Source organism: Chryseobacterium jejuense, assembly GCF_017877355.1.
In the GTDB taxonomy this organism is placed as follows: Bacteria; Bacteroidota; Bacteroidia; order Flavobacteriales; family Weeksellaceae; genus Chryseobacterium; species Chryseobacterium jejuense_A.
The window spans coordinates 108,654-125,568 of sequence record NZ_JAGIPR010000010.1; the positions used below are offsets into that span (position 1 = coordinate 108,654).

19 protein-coding genes are annotated in these 16,915 nt (G+C 35.3%); 10 read left to right on the forward strand and 9 right to left on the reverse strand.

Annotated features, from left to right (window positions below; genetic code table 11):
* Positions 1–86 precede the first annotated feature (86 nt).
* From J2772_RS18690 to pth, 5 genes are all read left to right on the forward strand, one after another.
* Entirely contained in the window at positions 87–908 is an 822-nt protein-coding gene (locus tag J2772_RS18690; RefSeq protein ID WP_209919383.1) for a hypothetical protein, read from the forward strand.
* A gap of 8 nt (positions 909–916) precedes the next feature.
* Entirely contained in the window at positions 917–1,735 is an 819-nt protein-coding gene (locus J2772_RS18695; protein ID WP_209919385.1) for a hypothetical protein, read from the forward strand.
* 7 nt (positions 1,736–1,742) lie between these two features.
* Positions 1,743–2,483, forward strand: a complete 741-nt coding sequence (locus J2772_RS18700) for a hypothetical protein (protein WP_209919386.1) — start codon at positions 1,743–1,745, stop codon at positions 2,481–2,483.
* 392 nt (positions 2,484–2,875) lie between these two features.
* Complete coding sequence (locus J2772_RS18705; protein WP_209919388.1) at positions 2,876–3,817, forward strand: hypothetical protein; 942 nt, start codon at positions 2,876–2,878, stop codon at positions 3,815–3,817.
* An 84-nt stretch (positions 3,818–3,901) separates the two neighbouring features.
* A complete protein-coding gene (gene pth, locus J2772_RS18710) occupies positions 3,902–4,465 on the forward strand; it encodes an aminoacyl-tRNA hydrolase (protein ID WP_209919390.1) in 564 nt (187 codons plus the stop codon).
* Between the two features lie 153 nt (positions 4,466–4,618).
* On the opposite strand, the gene J2772_RS18715 is transcribed toward pth, so the two are convergent.
* The 4 genes from J2772_RS18715 to J2772_RS18730 all read right to left on the reverse strand — a co-directional run bounded on the left by J2772_RS18715 (position 4,619) and on the right by J2772_RS18730 (position 8,037).
* The gene (locus J2772_RS18715; protein WP_209919392.1) at positions 4,619–5,254 is read right to left on the reverse strand and encodes a carbonic anhydrase family protein; all 636 of its coding nucleotides are present in this window, start codon (positions 5,252–5,254) and stop codon (positions 4,619–4,621) included.
* A 53-nt stretch (positions 5,255–5,307) separates the two neighbouring features.
* Entirely contained in the window at positions 5,308–6,900 is a 1,593-nt protein-coding gene (locus J2772_RS18720) for a SulP family inorganic anion transporter (RefSeq protein WP_209919394.1), read from the reverse strand.
* A 146-nt stretch (positions 6,901–7,046) separates the two neighbouring features.
* Complete coding sequence (locus J2772_RS18725; protein ID WP_045491478.1) at positions 7,047–7,346, reverse strand: hypothetical protein; 300 nt, start codon at positions 7,344–7,346, stop codon at positions 7,047–7,049.
* 22 nt (positions 7,347–7,368) lie between these two features.
* Positions 7,369–8,037, reverse strand: coding sequence for a carbonic anhydrase (locus J2772_RS18730; RefSeq protein WP_209919396.1), 669 nt, complete (start codon positions 8,035–8,037; stop codon positions 7,369–7,371).
* Between the two features lie 387 nt (positions 8,038–8,424).
* Between J2772_RS18730 and J2772_RS18735 the strand changes: the two genes are divergently transcribed.
* Both J2772_RS18735 and J2772_RS18740 read left to right on the forward strand, forming a co-directional pair.
* Positions 8,425–9,525, forward strand: coding sequence for a helix-turn-helix domain-containing protein (locus J2772_RS18735; protein WP_209919397.1), 1,101 nt, complete (start codon positions 8,425–8,427; stop codon positions 9,523–9,525).
* Between the two features lie 100 nt (positions 9,526–9,625).
* Positions 9,626–10,234 (forward strand): DUF2306 domain-containing protein, encoded by a 609-nt coding sequence (locus J2772_RS18740; protein ID WP_209919399.1) that lies wholly within the window; start codon positions 9,626–9,628, stop codon positions 10,232–10,234.
* Here the strand turns inward: J2772_RS18740 and J2772_RS18745 are convergent.
* Genes J2772_RS18745 through J2772_RS18755 form a run of 3 tightly spaced genes read right to left on the reverse strand, consistent with a single transcriptional unit; the run spans position 10,231 to position 12,515 of the window.
* Positions 10,231–10,788 carry a serine acetyltransferase gene (locus J2772_RS18745; protein ID WP_209919401.1) on the reverse strand — a complete coding sequence of 186 codons (558 nt, stop codon included), beginning with the start codon at positions 10,786–10,788 and terminating at the stop codon, positions 10,231–10,233. The genes J2772_RS18740 and J2772_RS18745 overlap by 4 nt on opposite strands.
* Positions 10,789–10,799: 11 nt before the next feature.
* Complete coding sequence (locus J2772_RS18750) at positions 10,800–11,951, reverse strand: glycosyltransferase (protein WP_209919403.1); 1,152 nt, start codon at positions 11,949–11,951, stop codon at positions 10,800–10,802.
* Positions 11,952–12,515 (reverse strand): acyltransferase, encoded by a 564-nt coding sequence (locus J2772_RS18755; RefSeq protein ID WP_209919405.1) that lies wholly within the window; start codon positions 12,513–12,515, stop codon positions 11,952–11,954. It lies immediately after the preceding gene.
* A 41-nt stretch (positions 12,516–12,556) separates the two neighbouring features.
* On the opposite strand from J2772_RS18755, the gene J2772_RS18760 reads away from it, so the two are divergent.
* Both J2772_RS18760 and J2772_RS18765 read left to right on the forward strand, forming a co-directional pair.
* Positions 12,557–13,531, forward strand: a complete 975-nt coding sequence (locus J2772_RS18760; protein ID WP_209919407.1) for a 3-oxoacyl-ACP synthase III family protein — start codon at positions 12,557–12,559, stop codon at positions 13,529–13,531.
* Between the two features lie 26 nt (positions 13,532–13,557).
* Positions 13,558–13,794, forward strand: coding sequence for a phosphopantetheine-binding protein (locus J2772_RS18765; RefSeq protein ID WP_209919408.1), 237 nt, complete (start codon positions 13,558–13,560; stop codon positions 13,792–13,794).
* Positions 13,795–13,811: 17 nt separating this feature from the next.
* Here the strand turns inward: J2772_RS18765 and J2772_RS18770 are convergent, their stop codons facing one another.
* Together J2772_RS18770 and J2772_RS18775 are read right to left on the reverse strand one after the other, a co-directional pair.
* Entirely contained in the window at positions 13,812–14,984 is a 1,173-nt protein-coding gene (locus J2772_RS18770) for a glycosyltransferase (RefSeq protein ID WP_209919411.1), read from the reverse strand.
* On the reverse strand, positions 14,984–15,823 hold the full coding sequence (locus J2772_RS18775) for a glycosyltransferase family 2 protein (protein ID WP_209919413.1): 840 nt from the start codon (positions 15,821–15,823) through the stop codon (positions 14,984–14,986). Before J2772_RS18775 ends, J2772_RS18770 begins: the two co-directional genes overlap by 1 nt.
* Positions 15,824–16,091: 268 nt before the next feature.
* Between J2772_RS18775 and J2772_RS18780 the strand changes: the two genes are divergently transcribed.
* Positions 16,092–16,862, forward strand: coding sequence for a class I SAM-dependent methyltransferase (locus tag J2772_RS18780; protein ID WP_209919415.1), 771 nt, complete (start codon positions 16,092–16,094; stop codon positions 16,860–16,862).
* Positions 16,863–16,915 lie beyond the last annotated feature (53 nt).

Genomic DNA, 16,915 nt, shown 5'->3' on the forward strand with positions numbered 1-16,915 from the left:
TTGCGTAATGTGTTTATTTCTATAGGTTTAAGTATTGTTAGTGGTTTTTTTTACGATTCGTAATTTGTACCTTTGCAGTCCTTATTATGAAAAAAATTATATTTAGTTGTGTAGCTGGGTTATTATCCTTCTATGCCAACGCACAGGTGGGAATCGGGACCCCGAAGCCAAAATCTACACTTGATGTAAACGGTAAAACCACCTTAAGAAAAGAACTTAGAGTAGGCGGAACTTCAACCCAAGCAGGAAGTGCAGGGTTGAACGGGCAGGTATTGGTTTCTCAGGGAGAAGGCTTACCTCCAGTATGGAAATCCCTGAACGTGTCTTTTATGGAAGAAGGACAGTATAAATTAATCAATTCATACCTGTCATCAGATCAGACAGGCATTATCGCTCTTTCTAATGGTGTTCAGGGAGATGGTGTTTCCAAAAATAGTGTAGGAGATGATATCAATGACACTTCGAAAGGTAAATGGGTGAAAATTGACGGTCTTAAAAATACCTTTACGATTAAAAATGGTAAAAACAGGCTTACGTATCAGTTTCAGGCCGGAATTGAAATGAAAGCTCCAGTATCTACCACTTCTGAGAATGTCCGTTTTGCATGTGGTGTTTTCAGAAATAATAAACTTGTAGCTATGCGTCCAGATAGAGTGGCTTCAAATAATAATAGCGGAAAAGCAGGGCTTCAGGATTATATCTTTACCCTTAATTATACAGAACTTAATGTTCCGGTTGGAATACAGAACCTTGAAATTGCTTGTAGAAAAATTAGTACTTCAAATTCAAATTCTCAGTTTGCCATAGGACGTGATGTTCAAAGTTCTAATGGGGCATCCAATGCATTTACATTGGAGTCTAATATGAAGATTGATGTCATTGAATATGTAACTTATAAATCTAACTAAACCAACTGATGAAAAATATATTTTCGACAATACTTCTTGCTTCGGGATTGATGTTATCAGCCCAAGTGGGTATTAATACGGAATCTCCGAAAGCAAAACTAGATGTAAATGGAGACTTGAATTTAAGAGATAAAATTGCTGTACTTGATGTAACAGATAATACGCTTTCTTTGGGAAATAATGACCAATTATTGGTTTCTCAGGGAGAAGGATATCCTCCTATCTGGAAAACCCTTCGTATTCCTGAATATGAACCCAATAAATTTTATCTGATTTTTAATAATTCTTTTTCAGATAAGATAGGAGTTACTTTTTCATATGCAGAGCAACCTGCTACAACTACTTCCAAAGCAGCAACTTTTACAAAAGGAGCTAATTTTTCCAGTCTTAGCGGATTTAAGAAGATTAATGGTTTATCACAGAAGATCAGTGTTTTCAGTACTGAGAGTAAAGCTTATTTTCAGTTTGAAACGGTTGTACAAGCTAATTTTGCAGCTAATGGAACAACTGATACATCAATAGATTACGCATGTGGGATCTTTGTAGATGATAAGCTAATTAATTTAAGACAAAGTAATTTAAAAGCGAGTAGTGCTCAATTTCCTTTCCTTACCCATAATCAAATAGGTTTTGTAACCAATCTTTCTAAAGGAGATCATACCGTAAGCGTTGCATGTTCAAGACTTGCATCATACGGAAATTCAACTAATCGAAATCTGGCAATAGGAATAAATACAAATAATAATATTAATGATTTTATTGCTCAATCATCTTTGAAAGTAGAGGTATATGAAGTTCCACAAGTATTTAATCCGATAATAAAATAAAGCAACTATGAAAAAAATATTTTTTATTCCATTTCTATTGATTATCGCATTATTTAAGGCTCAGGTGGGAATTAACACTTCTACTCCTGTTAATAAATTGGATGTGAATGGAGATATCAGTATTAGAAAAGAGTTAAGAACTGCTGGTACTGATTTATTGAAGGGATCGGCTGGTAATGCCGGAGATATCTTTCATAATAACTCGGAAATGACTGCAAATGATTGGAAAAGCATTAAAATTGCTGATGGGCAGGGAAGCATGTCTCTCTTCTCTATTAATACAGTTGCAGATCAAACGGGGATTTCGTTCTATAGTAGTGGGGATCCTATTCCTTATGATGAAGATGATAATTTGCAAGGAAACTGGACGGTGATACCTCAGGCTATTGATACTTTTTCTGTAACAAATGATTCAAACAAAGTAACATTCTCATTTCAAACTATGGCTCAGAAAGTAAATTATGGTTCTGCATCAGCAAGTTTTGCTTGTGGCGTTTTTGTAGATGATAAACTTAAAGCAGTGAGAACGGATGTATTACAGGGAGACAGTGGAGCCTATAAGATTTTTAACCTTAATGCAACACTTGAGAACCTTCCTCGTAAAAATAAATATTCTGTGAAAGTGGCTTGTATAAACAGGACTTTAAACAATACAACACTTGGGATTGGGAGAGCTGTAGATACTAATGCTCTGAACAATGATATGGCACAGTCTGTTTTAACAATATCTGTACTACAGCCGTATTAATTTTCATATCCATATAATAATTAAGAATCTAAAAGCGTTATGTTTTTAGATTTTTTTATTTATTGGTTCTATTCTTTGTGAATTTGTTGATTGAAATACTCTGTGTTGTACAAAATTGAATTATATTTGAACAAATTAAAAATATATGGTAAAAAACTATTTTCTTAATGTGATTGCCGGTATTGTTCCGTTTGGTTTGCTGGCTTCACTTCATACAATACGAGAATATCGAAATCCACATCCAATTGTGATGACAGGCCTCAGAATCTGAAGTTTATCTATTAAAATTTATAGATGAACTATTATTGTTAATCTTATCAGAATATAAATAATTATATAATTTTTATGCAAAAAAAAATTATATTTGTGAAAAAATAATCAATTACCAGGAAATGAAACAAATTTTCTATTTTATCTTATTAATTGCAGGCTTTTCTTCAATACATTCCTGCAAAGATTTATTGGATGAAGACGGGAATCCTCTTTTGGATCTGAATAATACAGGCGGACTGAGTGGCCCAAGAGCTTTATATAAAGAAATTACGGATAAAACTACTCTGGCAGAATATCAATACAGCGGATTACTTGTGAACAGAGTTATCACAGACAGTGCTTCTATTACTGATATTATGTACAGCGGAGACAGAATCAGTCAAATCAACTTCAGAGGTTTTCTTGATCTTAATGGGAACGGAAAACTGGATAAAGACAGTATATCTTATGATAGACAGTTTAATTATGGAAATAACAGCCGACTGCAGTCAATTTCTGAAACCCGTTCGGTTTTCAGAAGACCACCTCCGGTTCCACCTTCCACTAAACCTGGACCTCAAACCTTATTCGCTTCAGAAAAATACATCCATACCTTAACGTATAATGCCGGTACTTCAAAATTGGAGTCTATTACTACAATAAAAGGAACGGAAACTATGGGAGGTCCTATTAATTATGCAGAATATTCAAAATCAGAGTTTACTTATGTGGGGGATAATGTGTCCAAAGTACTTAATGTTTCTGGACCGGTAACATCCAATAACCCAATTGTGTATGGTGCTCCTACAAAAAAATATGGCTATGAGTATTATGCTTACGATCAGCAGATCAGCCCGTTTACTCTATTGCCACAGGTATATAAAATCTCACGATTATTAGCTACTGAAAATAGTATTAAAGAGAGTTTAATTCTATCTCCAAATAGCCCTAAGAGATGGTCAGTAACAGATCTTACGGCAAATATTCCACAACCTATTGTTATGAGTACAAATTATGTATATGATCTACAGACTTACATGACAAAAGGCTATGGTGTAAACTATATTTATAAACCACAATAGAAAAGTTTTCAACAATATTTAAACTCAATCTTCCTAAGGTTGAGTTTTTTATTTTTTATCTCTTAATTTTGCAAAAAATTTCTGATGAAATATTTAATCGTTGGGCTGGGAAACAAAGGCTCGGAATATGAAAATACACGACATAATATAGGCTTTAAAGTTGCTGAAAAAATAGCTGAAAAACTAGAAGTATCATTTAATACTGCTAACTTCGGCTGGATGGCAGAAGGGAAGTATAAGGGCAGAAAAGTTTTTGTTCTTAAACCGGATACCTATATGAATTTATCCGGTAATGCTGTGAGATATTGGATGCAGAAAGAAAATATCCCTTTGGAAAATGTACTGATTGTAACAGATGATCTGGCACTGCCTTTCGGAACTCTGAGACTGAAAGGTAAAGGTTCGGATGCAGGTCACAATGGGCTTAAGAATATCAATGAAGTTTTACAGACTCAGAACTACGCAAGACTTCGCTTTGGAATTTCAGCAGATTTTTCTGCAGGGCGCCAGGTGGATTATGTATTAGGAACATGGAATGAAGAAGAAACAGAAAAGCTTACAGAAAGAATCGATACTTTTTCAAAAGCCGGTCTTTCCTTTGTTTTTGCAGGAATCAACAATACAATGTCCGGATTTAACGGGAAGTAGTTCATCATTTTTCTGTTTCAGTTTTTATAAGAATAAATAAAGGCCATCGGATTTCCGATGGCCTTCTGCTATGCATTTAAATTAATTTCCAATCAATTTATCTGAGCTATGTTATATACTTTTTTAATAAGTAGCTTGAGACTCTTGATTATTCTATAACCAGCTTACTGCGCCTGTTTCAACATCGTAGTTAGCACCAACAATCTTAATTTTTCCTTCTTCTTCAAGCCTTTTAAGTGTTGAGCTTTGTTTACGGATGTCTTCTATAGCACTTTTTACATTCTGGTGATTAAGTCTTTCTAAAAGAGAACTGTTTTTTGATGAACGTTCTTCATTTTCTTCAATGATGTCATTGATAATTGGGTTAAAATGATTGATTAGGTGGTTTAGGTTGTCCATACCCATACCTTCAATCTGTGCTGCATCAAGACCTCCTTTCAGAGCTCCACATTTAGTGTGTCCTAAGACCACGATCAGTTTAGAACCTGCCACATTACAGCCAAATTCCATAGAACCTAAAATGTCCTGATTTACAAAATTACCAGCAATTCTGATACTGAAAACGTCACCCAATCCCTGGTCGAAAATCAATTCTGCAGAAGTACGGCTGTCTATACAGCTCAAAACTACTGCAAAAGGCCACTGTCCTTCACGGGTTGCATTTACCTGCTCCAGAAGATCCCTGTTGGCTTTAAGATTATTAACGAACCTTAGGTTTCCTTCCTTTAAAAATTCTAATGCTTTTTCAGGAGTAATGGTAGACTGAGTTTCGTATGTATGTGCTTTCATATAATTTTAGTTGTTTGTTGAATTGTTAAGTTTAAAATAAAATAGGTTTGAGCTTACATAGCTCTTTTGTGAGTAATCAAAATGTGAGAATCTTCGCTTCTTTCATAATCTTTGTATGAAGTTTTAAAGCCTAGAAGTTCTACATTGATATCTTCTTCTTTTGCGCGGATGTTAGCAAAATCCTGGATCATTTCCAGTACATCTGTCGCGATATATGAAGTTTCTCTTGCGTCAATAATTACATTAGAGTTAGATTTAATGTTTTTCAATGTTTTTTTGATGGCTGCTTTATTTAAGAATGAAACTTCTTCAGCCAGTTTGATCTTGATGCCATCTGCATCATTCAGCTTTTCTCTGCTCAGATAATAAGCTCTTTTCATATTTCCCTGAAGGATATAGAATACAGAGATTGCAAGACCAATTCCAACCCCTTTTAACAGGTCTGTTGCTACAACAGCTACAACTGTTGCCACAAATGGTACAAACTGGAATTTTCCAAGATGCCAGAAATGTTTGAAGGTTGCAGGCTTTGCCAGTTTATAACCTACAAGGATCAAAACAGCAGCAAGAGTTGCCAGTGGGATCAGGTTCAGAATAAAAGGAATGGTAAGTACACACACCAATAGAAGAACACCGTGGATCATTGCGGATGATTTAGAAGTAGCTCCTGCGTTGGCATTGGCAGAACTTCTCACTACTACGGAAGTCATTGGAAGTCCACCGATAAATGAACTGATTAAGTTTCCTATTCCCTGTGCTTTAAGCTCAAGATTGGTATCTGTAATTCTTCTTTGCTTATCTAATCTGTCCGAAGCTTCAATACAAAGTAATGTTTCAATAGAAGCTACAATGGCAATAGTTGCTCCCACGATCCATACTTTAGGATTGGTAAAACCTCCAAAATCCGGCATGGTAATCAGATTCTTAAAATCATCCAGTGATTTCGGGACAGGTAATGATACTAAGTGTTCTGTACCAATAGCTAAAGAGCTGCCTGATAATTTGAATAATTCATTTAACAATATTCCGGCAACTACTGCTACTAAAGCTCCAGGAAGCATTTTCATTCTTTTAAGGGCCGGAAATTTATCCCATGCAATAAGAATTCCTACAGATACTAGTGTTACAAGAATAGCTCCAGGATGAATAGCTCCAAATAGTTCTGTAAAATAATTGAAATTCAGTCCATTGCTGAACAAAGATTGGTTTCCTTCATAATCCTTATCAAATCCCAGTGCGTGAGGAATTTGTTTTAAAATAATAATGATACCGATGGCTGCAAGCATTCCTTCAATAACGTTATTGGGAAAATAATTGGAAATACTACCAGCTCTCACAAAGCCTAAGATCAATTGAATTAAACCGGCAATGATTCCGGCACATAAGAACAGTTCAAAAGCTCCAAGATCGGTAATTGCGGTAAGTACAATAGCGGTAAGACCTGCCGCAGGCCCGGAAACCGATATGTTTGAATTACTAAGAAATCCTACAACAAGACCACCTACAATTCCGGAAATCACCCCGGATAATGGTGGTGCTCCAGATGCTAAAGCGATTCCTAAGCACAATGGAAGTGCTACTAAGAATACAACGAGTCCGGAAGGGAAATTCTCCTTGATTCCTCCTAATAATGATGTTTTTTTCATGATATTTTTGAAAATATTATAACCGATTGATTTATTCTTAAATAATCAATTATAAAAGATTGGAAAATTAATTTTAAAGCATAAACAGCTTATCCACTACCTGAAAGGGCATGAATAACTATAAAAATCTAACTACTACTTTAAAATTAAGCTTCCGGAGGCGGAGAAAATATACTAAGTAAAGGAGATAGATGAAAGGAATCATCTACCAGTACAAAAGACATAGACTGAGGTGCAGGCTCAGAAAACTTCAGATAGTCGAAAACATCTAAAGGTTTTGGAAGCGTCTTTTCGTAAACAATAAAAGAAGAGGGGTGAGAATGTGGTTCTTCTTCATTTACTATTATATTCGTTCTAAGAATGTCCCAGCCCGCTACCGCAGCAATGCTTGGTAGCGCTGTAAAATTCAGAAAAAACGTTAATACAATAATACTCCAGAATTTCATTTTACATTCTTCTTTAGAAAAACTATTTAGTTTTTTTGCTCATTACCCAATCAGAGCTGGTAAGGTTGTAGATCTTTTGGATGTCTTTTAAGGTTTTCTCAAAATCAATCTCAAGATCAATAATTTTACCCGTTCTAAGGTCAAATACCCAGCCGTGTACAACAGGTTGTTCTTCTAAAATATACCTTTCCTGTACGCAGGCCATTTTGATGACGTTGATACATTGTTCCTGAACATTCAGTTCAACCAATCTGTCATAACGTTTATCTTCATCTTCGATAGAATCAAGTTCTGCCTGGTGTAATCTGTAAACATCACGAATATTTCTCAACCAAGGATTCAATAATCCTAAATCCTGAGGAGTCATCGCAGCTTTTACACCACCACAGTTGTAATGTCCACATACGATAATATGTTTTACCTTAAGATGTTCTACAGCATATTGAATAACTGCAGTAGAGCTCATATCTAAAGTATTTACAACATTAGCGATGTTTCTGTGAACAAAAACTTCTCCGGGTTTTGCGCCCATCAGTTCTTCCGCTGTAGCTCTACTGTCTGAACATCCTATATAAAGATAATCAGGGTGTTGAGTTTTTGCCAGCTCTTTGAAGAAGTTTGGATCATCTGAAACCTTAGATTCTACCCATTTCTTATTGTTCTCAAAAATAACTTCGTACGATTGTGACATAATTTTAAATTTTAAAAGGCTTATAATTATTTATTTCGTTTAAATTATTTTCGAAATCAATAGACCGAATCAATAATTATGCAAAAATATACTTTTTGCAGAAAAACTATCCACTTTTAACAAAGTTTAATATTAAAATATGCTTAAAATCATGTCTAATATTCCGATATACTTTGCCTTACCGTGAATAAGGGTTCTTCCATAATCCAAACGTTTAAAAACTAAGATAAAATTACAAAGTATAAATCATAAAATAAAATCTGAAGATTAAAATATTTTAATTTTTTAGATTTTTAAACGAAACTGGATATACCTATTGAAAATAAATAGTCATTTACTGTAGAAAAATGAATAAATTCAAACTTTGATTTTAACCCTATAGTTTTAATGGCAGATTTTGATCTGGAAATATTGTATTGGGCAGGGATTTTTATCGCCTGTTTTTCATCTTTACTCATTTTGGGAAAGAAGAAAAAGAAGACACAGGATTTTCTTTTGGCCATCTGGTTTTTGATAATCGGTGTTCATCTTGTTTTTTTCATATTATTACGTTCAGAAAGTTATTTAAAATACCCCTACCTCCTCGGATACGAACTGCTTTTGCCCTTTATGCATGGGCCTATGCTGTATTTGTATATTTTATCTGTAACGGGCAGGAATCCAGGTAAAAAGGCGTGGCTATTGAATTGGGTTCCTGTTCTGATAATTTATCTGATTTTGCTTCAATTCTTGATGCTGTCTCCTGATGATAGAATGAAGGTTTATCAGAATAAAGGAAAAGGATATGAAGGATTGAGCGATGCTATTAAAGTTTTAATGAATTTTTCTGGAGTAGTTTATGTCAGCTTAAGCCTTCTTGCAGTAAGGAAATATAAGAAACTAATTTCCAATCAATATTCCAATACCGAAAAAATTAACCTGAATTGGTCATACTACCTTATTACGGGAATTGCGCTGATATGGATGGCCGTTATCATAAGAAATGATATTCTTATTTTTTCAATGGTGGTTCTGTTTATTCTGGTAGCGGCTTATTTTGGAATCAGCCGTGTTGGTATTTTGGATTTACCTGCTGCTGAAAGATCCGATGAAAAAGAGTTGGTAAAGTATAAAAAAAACTCTCCTGGAGATACCATTATACAGAATGTTTATGAAAAACTGATAGCGCAAATGGCGCAAGAAAAACTGTATAAAGATCCTGACCTTAACCTTAATTATGTGGCGCAATTGCTGGATGTTCACCCCAATATATTATCCCAGGTAATTAATTCAGTGGAGAACAAAAACTTTTATGACTATATCAACCGTCACCGAATTGAGGAATTTAAAAGAATAGCATGCCTTCCTGAAAATCAAAAATACACGATTTTGTCACTAGCCTTTGAAAGTGGTTTCAACTCAAAGACATCTTTTAACCGAAATTTTAAGAAATACATGAATTGTTCTCCCAGAGAGTTTCTAAAAAGCCAAAATCTCACTCTGGAATAGTAAGTATCACATAATGAGTGATGTAATATAGGTTTCATCTTTCATTTTGGAACAATTGAACCTTTATTTATGTCCAATTTTGCAGAAAAAATCAATGGTCATGAGGAAACTCTTATTTATTATCATCTGTATTTTAGCATTGCTGATTGGTGCCTATCCTTTAATTTATGCTTTTGTTGAACCTAAAAATACTTTTCTGGGATCCAAATCTCTGGAAATTCTCCAAAGCCAAATCTGGAAATTTGCATTTTTTGCCCATATTATTTTTGGAGGAATCTCTCTTTTCATTGGCTGGCGTCAGTTTGGCAGCAAGTTTCGAAATAAGCATCTGCACCTTCACAGGATAATTGGGAAATCCTATGTTGTCTCTGTATTGATAAGTTCTGTTTCTGGGATCTATATGGGAATATATGCCAATGGAGGAATGATATCCTCTGTCGGATTTATTTTTTTGGGATTGGTATGGCTCATGACTACGCTTGCAGGAGTTGTTCAGATCCGAAAAGGCAACGTGATGAAACACAGAGAGTGTATGGTTTACAGCTATGCATGTACCTTTGCCGCAGTAACATTAAGATTTTGGTATCCTTTGCTGCAAAGTATTACCCATGATCCTCATAACTCCTATCTTGCCGTAGCATGGCTATGCTGGCTTCCCAATTTGCTGGTAGCCTATTATATTAATAAAAAGAATCTTGAAGCGAATTAAAATATCTTATTATTGATATATCCTTGGGTGGCATTTTCTGCCGCATAAATCTTGCCGGGATTTCCCATAACCATAGAATTTTCAGGAACATCAAAATTTACGTACGCATTGGGTGCAATCAAAACATTGTTGCCTATGCTCACATTGCCGACAATAACGGCATTTGGACCTATCCAGACTTCGTTACCAATAACAGGATAGCCTTCATTTTTTCCTCTGTTCTGCTGTCCGATCGTGACGCCCTGGGCAATATTACAGTTTTTACCGATTTTCGCTTTAGGGTTGATAACAAGTGCGCCCCAATGCCCTAAATACAAACCCTCTCCGATTTGTGTTTCAGGATAAATCTGGAATCCGTACTTGATCTGGTAATGCCTTAAAACAAATCTCCAGAATAAGCCGGAAACAGATTTTTTCTGATGTTTCTGAGCTTTTCTGAGGATATAGAGGTAATGAAGATTAGGATTAATACACTTTTTCCAAATCCCAAAGGTGGAAAGCCATTTACCACTTTCCCTGTAAAAATCTTTCTGTATGGCTGTATACTCTGGCATAACGAAATATTTTATACATTATCAATGATTTCCTGAAGATGTGCCACTGATTTTTCAAGCACAAACGGAAGATCTGTATGAGCTATTTCCCTTTCATATTGTTTGGAAAGCTCACTGTTAGTTAAGAACTGTTTCATTCCTTCATAAATTCCGTCCTCAGAATTAGGAGTAATGAGACCTAGTTTTCCATCCTGAAGCAGGTCTTTGATTCCCGAAACATCTGTGGAAACTACAGGTTTATTCAGGATAAGAGCCTCTGCAATAATGGTGGGGAATCCTTCATGTCGGGATGACATTACATAAAAATCCGATTTTTTAAGATAGGGATAAGGGTTACTTCTGAAGCCAAGCATTTTTACCGTCTCCTGAAGTCCCAATTGATTAAGTTTTGCCTGGATATTTTCAAAGTCAAATCCATCACCAATAATGATAATCTGGTGTTTCAATCCTTCATCCATTAATTTTTTATGAACATCCAAAAGCCTGTCATATCCTTTTTGAGGGTATACTGTACCTATGGTTACAAAAGTTGGAAGATCATTGGAAAAAGGGTAGTCATTAATTTCCACTTCAGCTTTCTGGAGAGTATCCTGAGAATCAATGGGGTTAAATATCTTAATAACAGCCTGTTTTTCTTTTTCATTATGAGCCAGCTTCTGCATTTCCTCTTTAAGTTTGTTGGAAATGACCAGGATTCTGTCAAATTTAAAAAACTGTCTGATTACGTCAGGTGTATATTCTTTCAGATTAAAGATGTCATTCTGGACCCATACAATCTTTTTGGAATCCTTTTGCGGGCTGGATAATACTTCTTTGTACATCCCATGGATAGCCGCTATTTCTACATCGTATTTTTTATTCTTTAGTATAAATGTATAGAGAAGGGAAGGGAACATCAGGAACATTTTCTGATACAATACCCTGAATGCCTTTACCGGAATTTCATGAGGTCTGTTGGTGGTAATCATTTCCCCTTTCAAGAGATAATGCAATTTTACCCAAGACGGAACTTCCTGGATGTACATTCCTGTATAGAGGTTAATCAAAAGGTCAACTTCATATTTATCTTTGGGAAGGTTTTTAAGAAAGTTGACTAGAACTTTTTCTGCACCACCATGGCGAAGGGAACCGATTCTAATGAGAATTTTCTTTTTTTCAGACATTTATTTTTTTATAGGTTTATAAGTATGAGGAAGGTGGTCACTTACATAAGCTTCAAGTTTAGGTCTGTCTGCTTCGAGCTCTCTTGGATACATGACATTGTTTTTTAATGCTTTGTCTCCATATTCTTCAATAGTGCAAATAAATTTTGCAGGAACTCCTGCATAAACCGTTCCGTTCGGCATAGAGGAAGTTAAAATGGAACCTGCTCCCAATACACAGTTATCACCTATTTCTGATCCTAGCATGATGATGGTATCTGCGCCAATAAAGCACTGTTTTCCAATTTTTATGCGCCCGAAAGCTCTTACATCCTTATATTTTTCGAAAAAATGTAAGGCATTATAACCGCCGTCATGATTAATGAATCTAACATTATTAGAAAGTGTTGTTTCGTCACCTATTTCAATTAAAAAAGGTTCTGTCCCTAATTCGGGAACTTCTACAAAACGAACATTTTTTCCTACCTTTAATCCTTTAGCAATACAAATTTTGAGATAAATTCTCTTGATAAGGTACTGATAAGTGGTATGAATTTTTAATATGATACGATATATAAATATCATTATTCTAAATTTGTTTTTCTCATACAAAGAAAAGAATTTATATGATAAGAATTTCTAAAATAGAATATTATTTGCCTGAATTGGTTCTTACTAATATGGATTTGGAAAAGGAGTTCCCAGAATGGAGTTCCGAAAGAATCCGGGAAAAAGTAGGGATCGTGCAGCGTCATATTTCTGCAGAAAATGAAACGGTGCTGGATCTGGCTATACAATCATCAGAAAAGGTTTTTGAGAACTATGATAGAAGTAAAATAGACTTTATTCTTTTCTGTACCCAAAGTCCAGATTATTTCCTTCCAACCACTGCCTGTATTTTACAGGATAAGCTTGGGCTGAAAAAAAATATTGGAGCAACAGATTTCAATTTGGGGTGTTCCGGGTTTGTGTATGGATTGGCTTTTGCTAAAGGGTTAATTGCCTCAGGAATTGCTAACAGTATTTTGTTAATTACTGCAGAAACCTATACCAAACATATTCATCCAAAAGATAAAGGCAACCGTTGCCTGTTCGGAGATGCCTCCGCTTCGGTAATTATTGAGAAAGATACCCATGTAGGCAATTATCAGTTTTGTTTGGGAACTGATGGCAGTGGAGCTGAAAATCTAATTGTAAAAAAAGGAGGTTTCAGGACAGATTTTATAGTAAACCCAAATCATGAATTCGATCCTGAGAATCTTTATATGAACGGACCTGAGATTTTTAATTTTACCATAGAAAAGATCCCGGGATTGATTAAAGAAACTATGGATAAAAACGGGCTTACCATGGATGATATTGATTATTTCGTTTTTCATCAGGCTAATTCTTTTATGCTGAATTATTTGAGACGAAAAACGAAGATCCCCACCGAAAAATTCTACATTGATATGGAGACAACGGGAAATACTGTTTCTGCAACCATTCCAATTGCTCTGAAAAATATGCTGGATAAAGGCCTGTTGAAAAGAGGAAATAAGATTTTATTGGCTGGTTTTGGAGTAGGGTATTCCTGGGGAGCCACTATAATAGACTTTTAATTTTCAAATCACAAAATTTAAAATATATGAAAACTTCCGTCTTTTTAGAAAAGCTGCAAGAAGAACTAGAAGAAAAACAAATGCTGAACCGGGATACTAAGCTAAAGGAGCTGGAAAACTATGATTCCATAAGTTTACTCTCCGTCATTGCTTTTGTAGATGAAAACTTTAATCAACAGCTTGATCCGGATCAGTTTAAAAATATGGAAACGGTTTCCGATCTGATGAGTATTATTGGGCTGGAAAATTTTGAAGATGAGTGATGATAATTAAATAATCATCATTCACCTTGTTTTTGTTGATAAAGATTCTCAAGGATCTGCTCAACGGCATTGAATATTTTTTGATTATCAAACTGATCTTCGATGGTAAGAAGGTTCTTTCTGATGTTGGAGATTAATTCCGGATCAGAAAGGAACTTTTTCATGGCTTCATACATTTCGTTAATTTCATATTTGATGAGATATCCTGTTTCGCGGTCTTTAATCATGATTCCAACATCGCCGGTATCCGTTGCAATAATCGGTTTTTGAAGAATCAATGCTTCAGCAATTACAAGTGGCCATGCTTCAGATTCGGAAGGAAGAATAAAATAATCTGCCTTTTTAATGTAAGGATATGGATTCATTTTATTGCCACATAAAATAAATGTATTCTGAACGTTATTGGTATTGATTTGTTCTTTCAGATTTTCCATTTCTTCTCCGTTTCCAAGGATTAAAATGCTGTGATGGAAGCCTTCGTCTATCAATCTTTTGTGAGCATCAATAAGTTTGTGATACCCTTTTCTGTGATGAAGTCTGCCTACGGAAACAAAAACGGGTCCCTGAGGGAAGTCTTCTAATTTTTCTTCTGCCTTTTTCTTAATCTCTTCAATAGGGATAGCGTTGATGACTACACTTTCTGCAGGATATTTTAAATCCGGATAATACAGATGCATCATTTCTTTGATCCTTTGTGAGCAATAGATCATATGGTCAAACTTTTGAAAGTTGTCTATGATCTCCGGAACTGCAGGCTGTAAGGCAGGTAAATTGATCTCGGAGTGAAACCAGCCTATTTTTTTTGAATATTTATTGCTGGAATTGTTTACAGAGGAGAATGTAGCATAAGAGGGGGAAATCTCTACATCAAACTTTTTATTTCCTAAGATACGGTCAGCAATTCTTGGATTTTTTAATATTTGCATCAGTTTTAGCCTTCTGCGGACCAGCTGAAGTTTATTGATGAAAGGATTTTTGGAAAAACTCTCTTTGCCTTCAGTAAGGTAGACCTTTTTTACATGGCTCGGGATTTCATTTCGAAGCTCTCCCTGATTCATATTCAGGCATATGGTTAATTCAAATTTATCAGGATTCAGATTGTTGAGCATGCTTAATACCACTTTTTCCACCCCTCCCATTTCCATAGAGCGGTGCCTGAAAAGAACCTGTATTTTCTTGTTTTCTGACATTATCTGAAAAGTTTTTGTAAAGTAATGGCTATATTTTTTTTTATCCTGTACCAAATTCCATGCTGATATTCTAAAAGAGCAAAGATTTCCTGATGATTGGTATATTTTTCCGGGATCTTTTTTCCGTTGATGCTGGTAAGATTTCTTCTTTTCATGGTTGCTAAGACGACCTGAGCAAAATAGTCATAAGACTTACCCTTATTATTATTCTGGGAAATACCTCCTGCATGGGCTCTGTAAAGATAATTGGTGTCATCTATGAAATAAACATCTCCTTTTTCATACATTTTTAAATACAGGTCCTGATCCTCTGCAATTCTTAATTCAGTATTCATTTTTTCTGTCTGTTCATAAACATCCTTTCTGAATGTGACAAAATGATTGATCTGATTGGGATAATTGAAGAAATAAGGATCACCGTTCTTCACCTGCATTGCGGATTTAAAAGGGGCAATAGGGTGTAGATCTTTATCACATCCCATAAAGCGGGAATAGGTGAGTACTACTTTCTTGTTGTCTTTAAAAACCTGAATGGCTTTTTCAATAGCTTTGGGAAGTAGGGCATCATCAGGATCTACAAAACCACAAATTTCCCCGGTAGCCAGGTCTATCAATCTGCTTTTTGTAACGCCTACACCACTGTTCTTTTCATTTTCAAAAAACTTAAATCTTTCATCGCCTGCAATGATGGCTTTTACCAGCTCTTTTTCATCTTCTGAAGAAGCATCATCCACAATAACGGCTTCCCAATCGGGATGGGTTTGCTTCAGTAGAGAATCGTAGCAATCTCTGAATAATGTGGCATTATTGTAATGAGCAATAAGTATGGAAAACTTCATATTGATTTATAAAGAATGTTGACAATTAGCTCCTGTATGGTCATCATGACTAAAGGACCTGGTATTTTTATCAGTTGTTGCTGACGGATATTTCAGGAAATAAACTGAAAGAAAACTGTTCATTGAAAAATGAAATCGTGATGATAAACTGGCATTTTTCATAATTGGGATAGGGTAATGCTTTTTTCACTTGCGTTACACAAATATAATTTGTTTTTATATAAATGAAAAAAAAAACTTTATTTTTGCTTTAATTAAAGAAAACACAGTGGGTGAAATAACAAGAGTTCTCAAAACATTTATCGGATATCTGAAAAGACCCGATCTTTATCCGGAATTGGGCCGGAAAATTATTAAAAATACAGTCAACAGAGGTAATGCCTTTAAGGGAAAAGAAAAGACTAATTCCTGGGCAGCCGAAAGGGCAGTCTCACAGAAAGAAGCAGTTTCAAAGCTTTTTGGGCTTGAAATAGATGCTTTTCGTAAAGATTATCAGGAAATTTTAGCTAATGCAGCTCAGAAAGAAAAGGAATGTCCTGTGAAAATGGGTGGCCCTGGCGCTTTGGAATTGATTTACTATGCATGTGAGTTTGCGAATGCTCAGCATGTTGTGGAAACAGGAGTTGCCTACGGATGGTCTTCATTGGCTTCCCTTTTATCATTGGTAAAAAGAAACGGAACGCTATACAGTTCAGATATGCCTTATCTGGCTCAGGATGGAGATCAGTATGTAGGATATGTGGTTCCTGAAAATCTTAGAGGTAATTGGAAGTTATTCCGCTTTGCAGACAGGGAGTCATTGCCCAAGATCTTTGCTGAAAATGCTGCATTTGATGTTCTTCACTATGATTCTGATAAGAGCTATAATGGAAGGACGTGGGCGTATGGGGAGCTTTACAATCATTTGAAAAAAGGAGGTGTTTTCATCAGTGATGATATTGGTGATAATTCTTCATATCAGGATTTTTGTGAAAAAAATAATATTGAAACTACCATAGTAGAGTACGAAGGAAAATACATTGGTGTTTTTGTCAAATAATTCCAGGCAGGGCTATTTTTATTAAAAGATAGAATCCCCTTTTGTTAAATGAT

What these genes read in the sequence shown, in the direction of transcription:
- J2772_RS18690 (WP_209919383.1), top strand. Translation starts at nt 87, where the DNA reads ATGAAAAAAATTATATTTAGTTGTGTAGCTGGGTTATTATCCTTCTAT.
- J2772_RS18695 (WP_209919385.1), top strand. Translation starts at nt 917, where the DNA reads ATGAAAAATATATTTTCGACAATACTTCTTGCTTCGGGATTGATGTTA.
- J2772_RS18700 (WP_209919386.1), top strand. Translation starts at nt 1,743, where the DNA reads ATGAAAAAAATATTTTTTATTCCATTTCTATTGATTATCGCATTATTT.
- J2772_RS18705 (WP_209919388.1), top strand. Translation starts at nt 2,876, where the DNA reads ATGAAACAAATTTTCTATTTTATCTTATTAATTGCAGGCTTTTCTTCA.
- pth (WP_209919390.1), top strand. Translation starts at nt 3,902, where the DNA reads ATGAAATATTTAATCGTTGGGCTGGGAAACAAAGGCTCGGAATATGAA.
- J2772_RS18715 (WP_209919392.1), bottom strand. Translation starts at nt 5,254, where the DNA reads ATGAAAGCACATACATACGAAACTCAGTCTACCATTACTCCTGAAAAA.
- J2772_RS18720 (WP_209919394.1), bottom strand. Translation starts at nt 6,900, where the DNA reads ATGAAAAAAACATCATTATTAGGAGGAATCAAGGAGAATTTCCCTTCC.
- J2772_RS18725 (WP_045491478.1), bottom strand. Translation starts at nt 7,346, where the DNA reads ATGAAATTCTGGAGTATTATTGTATTAACGTTTTTTCTGAATTTTACA.
- J2772_RS18730 (WP_209919396.1), bottom strand. Translation starts at nt 8,037, where the DNA reads ATGTCACAATCGTACGAAGTTATTTTTGAGAACAATAAGAAATGGGTA.
- J2772_RS18735 (WP_209919397.1), top strand. Translation starts at nt 8,425, where the DNA reads ATGGCAGATTTTGATCTGGAAATATTGTATTGGGCAGGGATTTTTATC.
- J2772_RS18740 (WP_209919399.1), top strand. Translation starts at nt 9,626, where the DNA reads ATGAGGAAACTCTTATTTATTATCATCTGTATTTTAGCATTGCTGATT.
- J2772_RS18745 (WP_209919401.1), bottom strand. Translation starts at nt 10,788, where the DNA reads ATGCCAGAGTATACAGCCATACAGAAAGATTTTTACAGGGAAAGTGGT.
- J2772_RS18750 (WP_209919403.1), bottom strand. Translation starts at nt 11,951, where the DNA reads ATGTCTGAAAAAAAGAAAATTCTCATTAGAATCGGTTCCCTTCGCCAT.
- J2772_RS18755 (WP_209919405.1), bottom strand. Translation starts at nt 12,515, where the DNA reads ATGATATTTATATATCGTATCATATTAAAAATTCATACCACTTATCAG.
- J2772_RS18760 (WP_209919407.1), top strand. Translation starts at nt 12,557, where the DNA reads ATGATAAGAATTTCTAAAATAGAATATTATTTGCCTGAATTGGTTCTT.
- J2772_RS18765 (WP_209919408.1), top strand. Translation starts at nt 13,558, where the DNA reads ATGAAAACTTCCGTCTTTTTAGAAAAGCTGCAAGAAGAACTAGAAGAA.
- J2772_RS18770 (WP_209919411.1), bottom strand. Translation starts at nt 14,984, where the DNA reads ATGTCAGAAAACAAGAAAATACAGGTTCTTTTCAGGCACCGCTCTATG.
- J2772_RS18775 (WP_209919413.1), bottom strand. Translation starts at nt 15,823, where the DNA reads ATGAAGTTTTCCATACTTATTGCTCATTACAATAATGCCACATTATTC.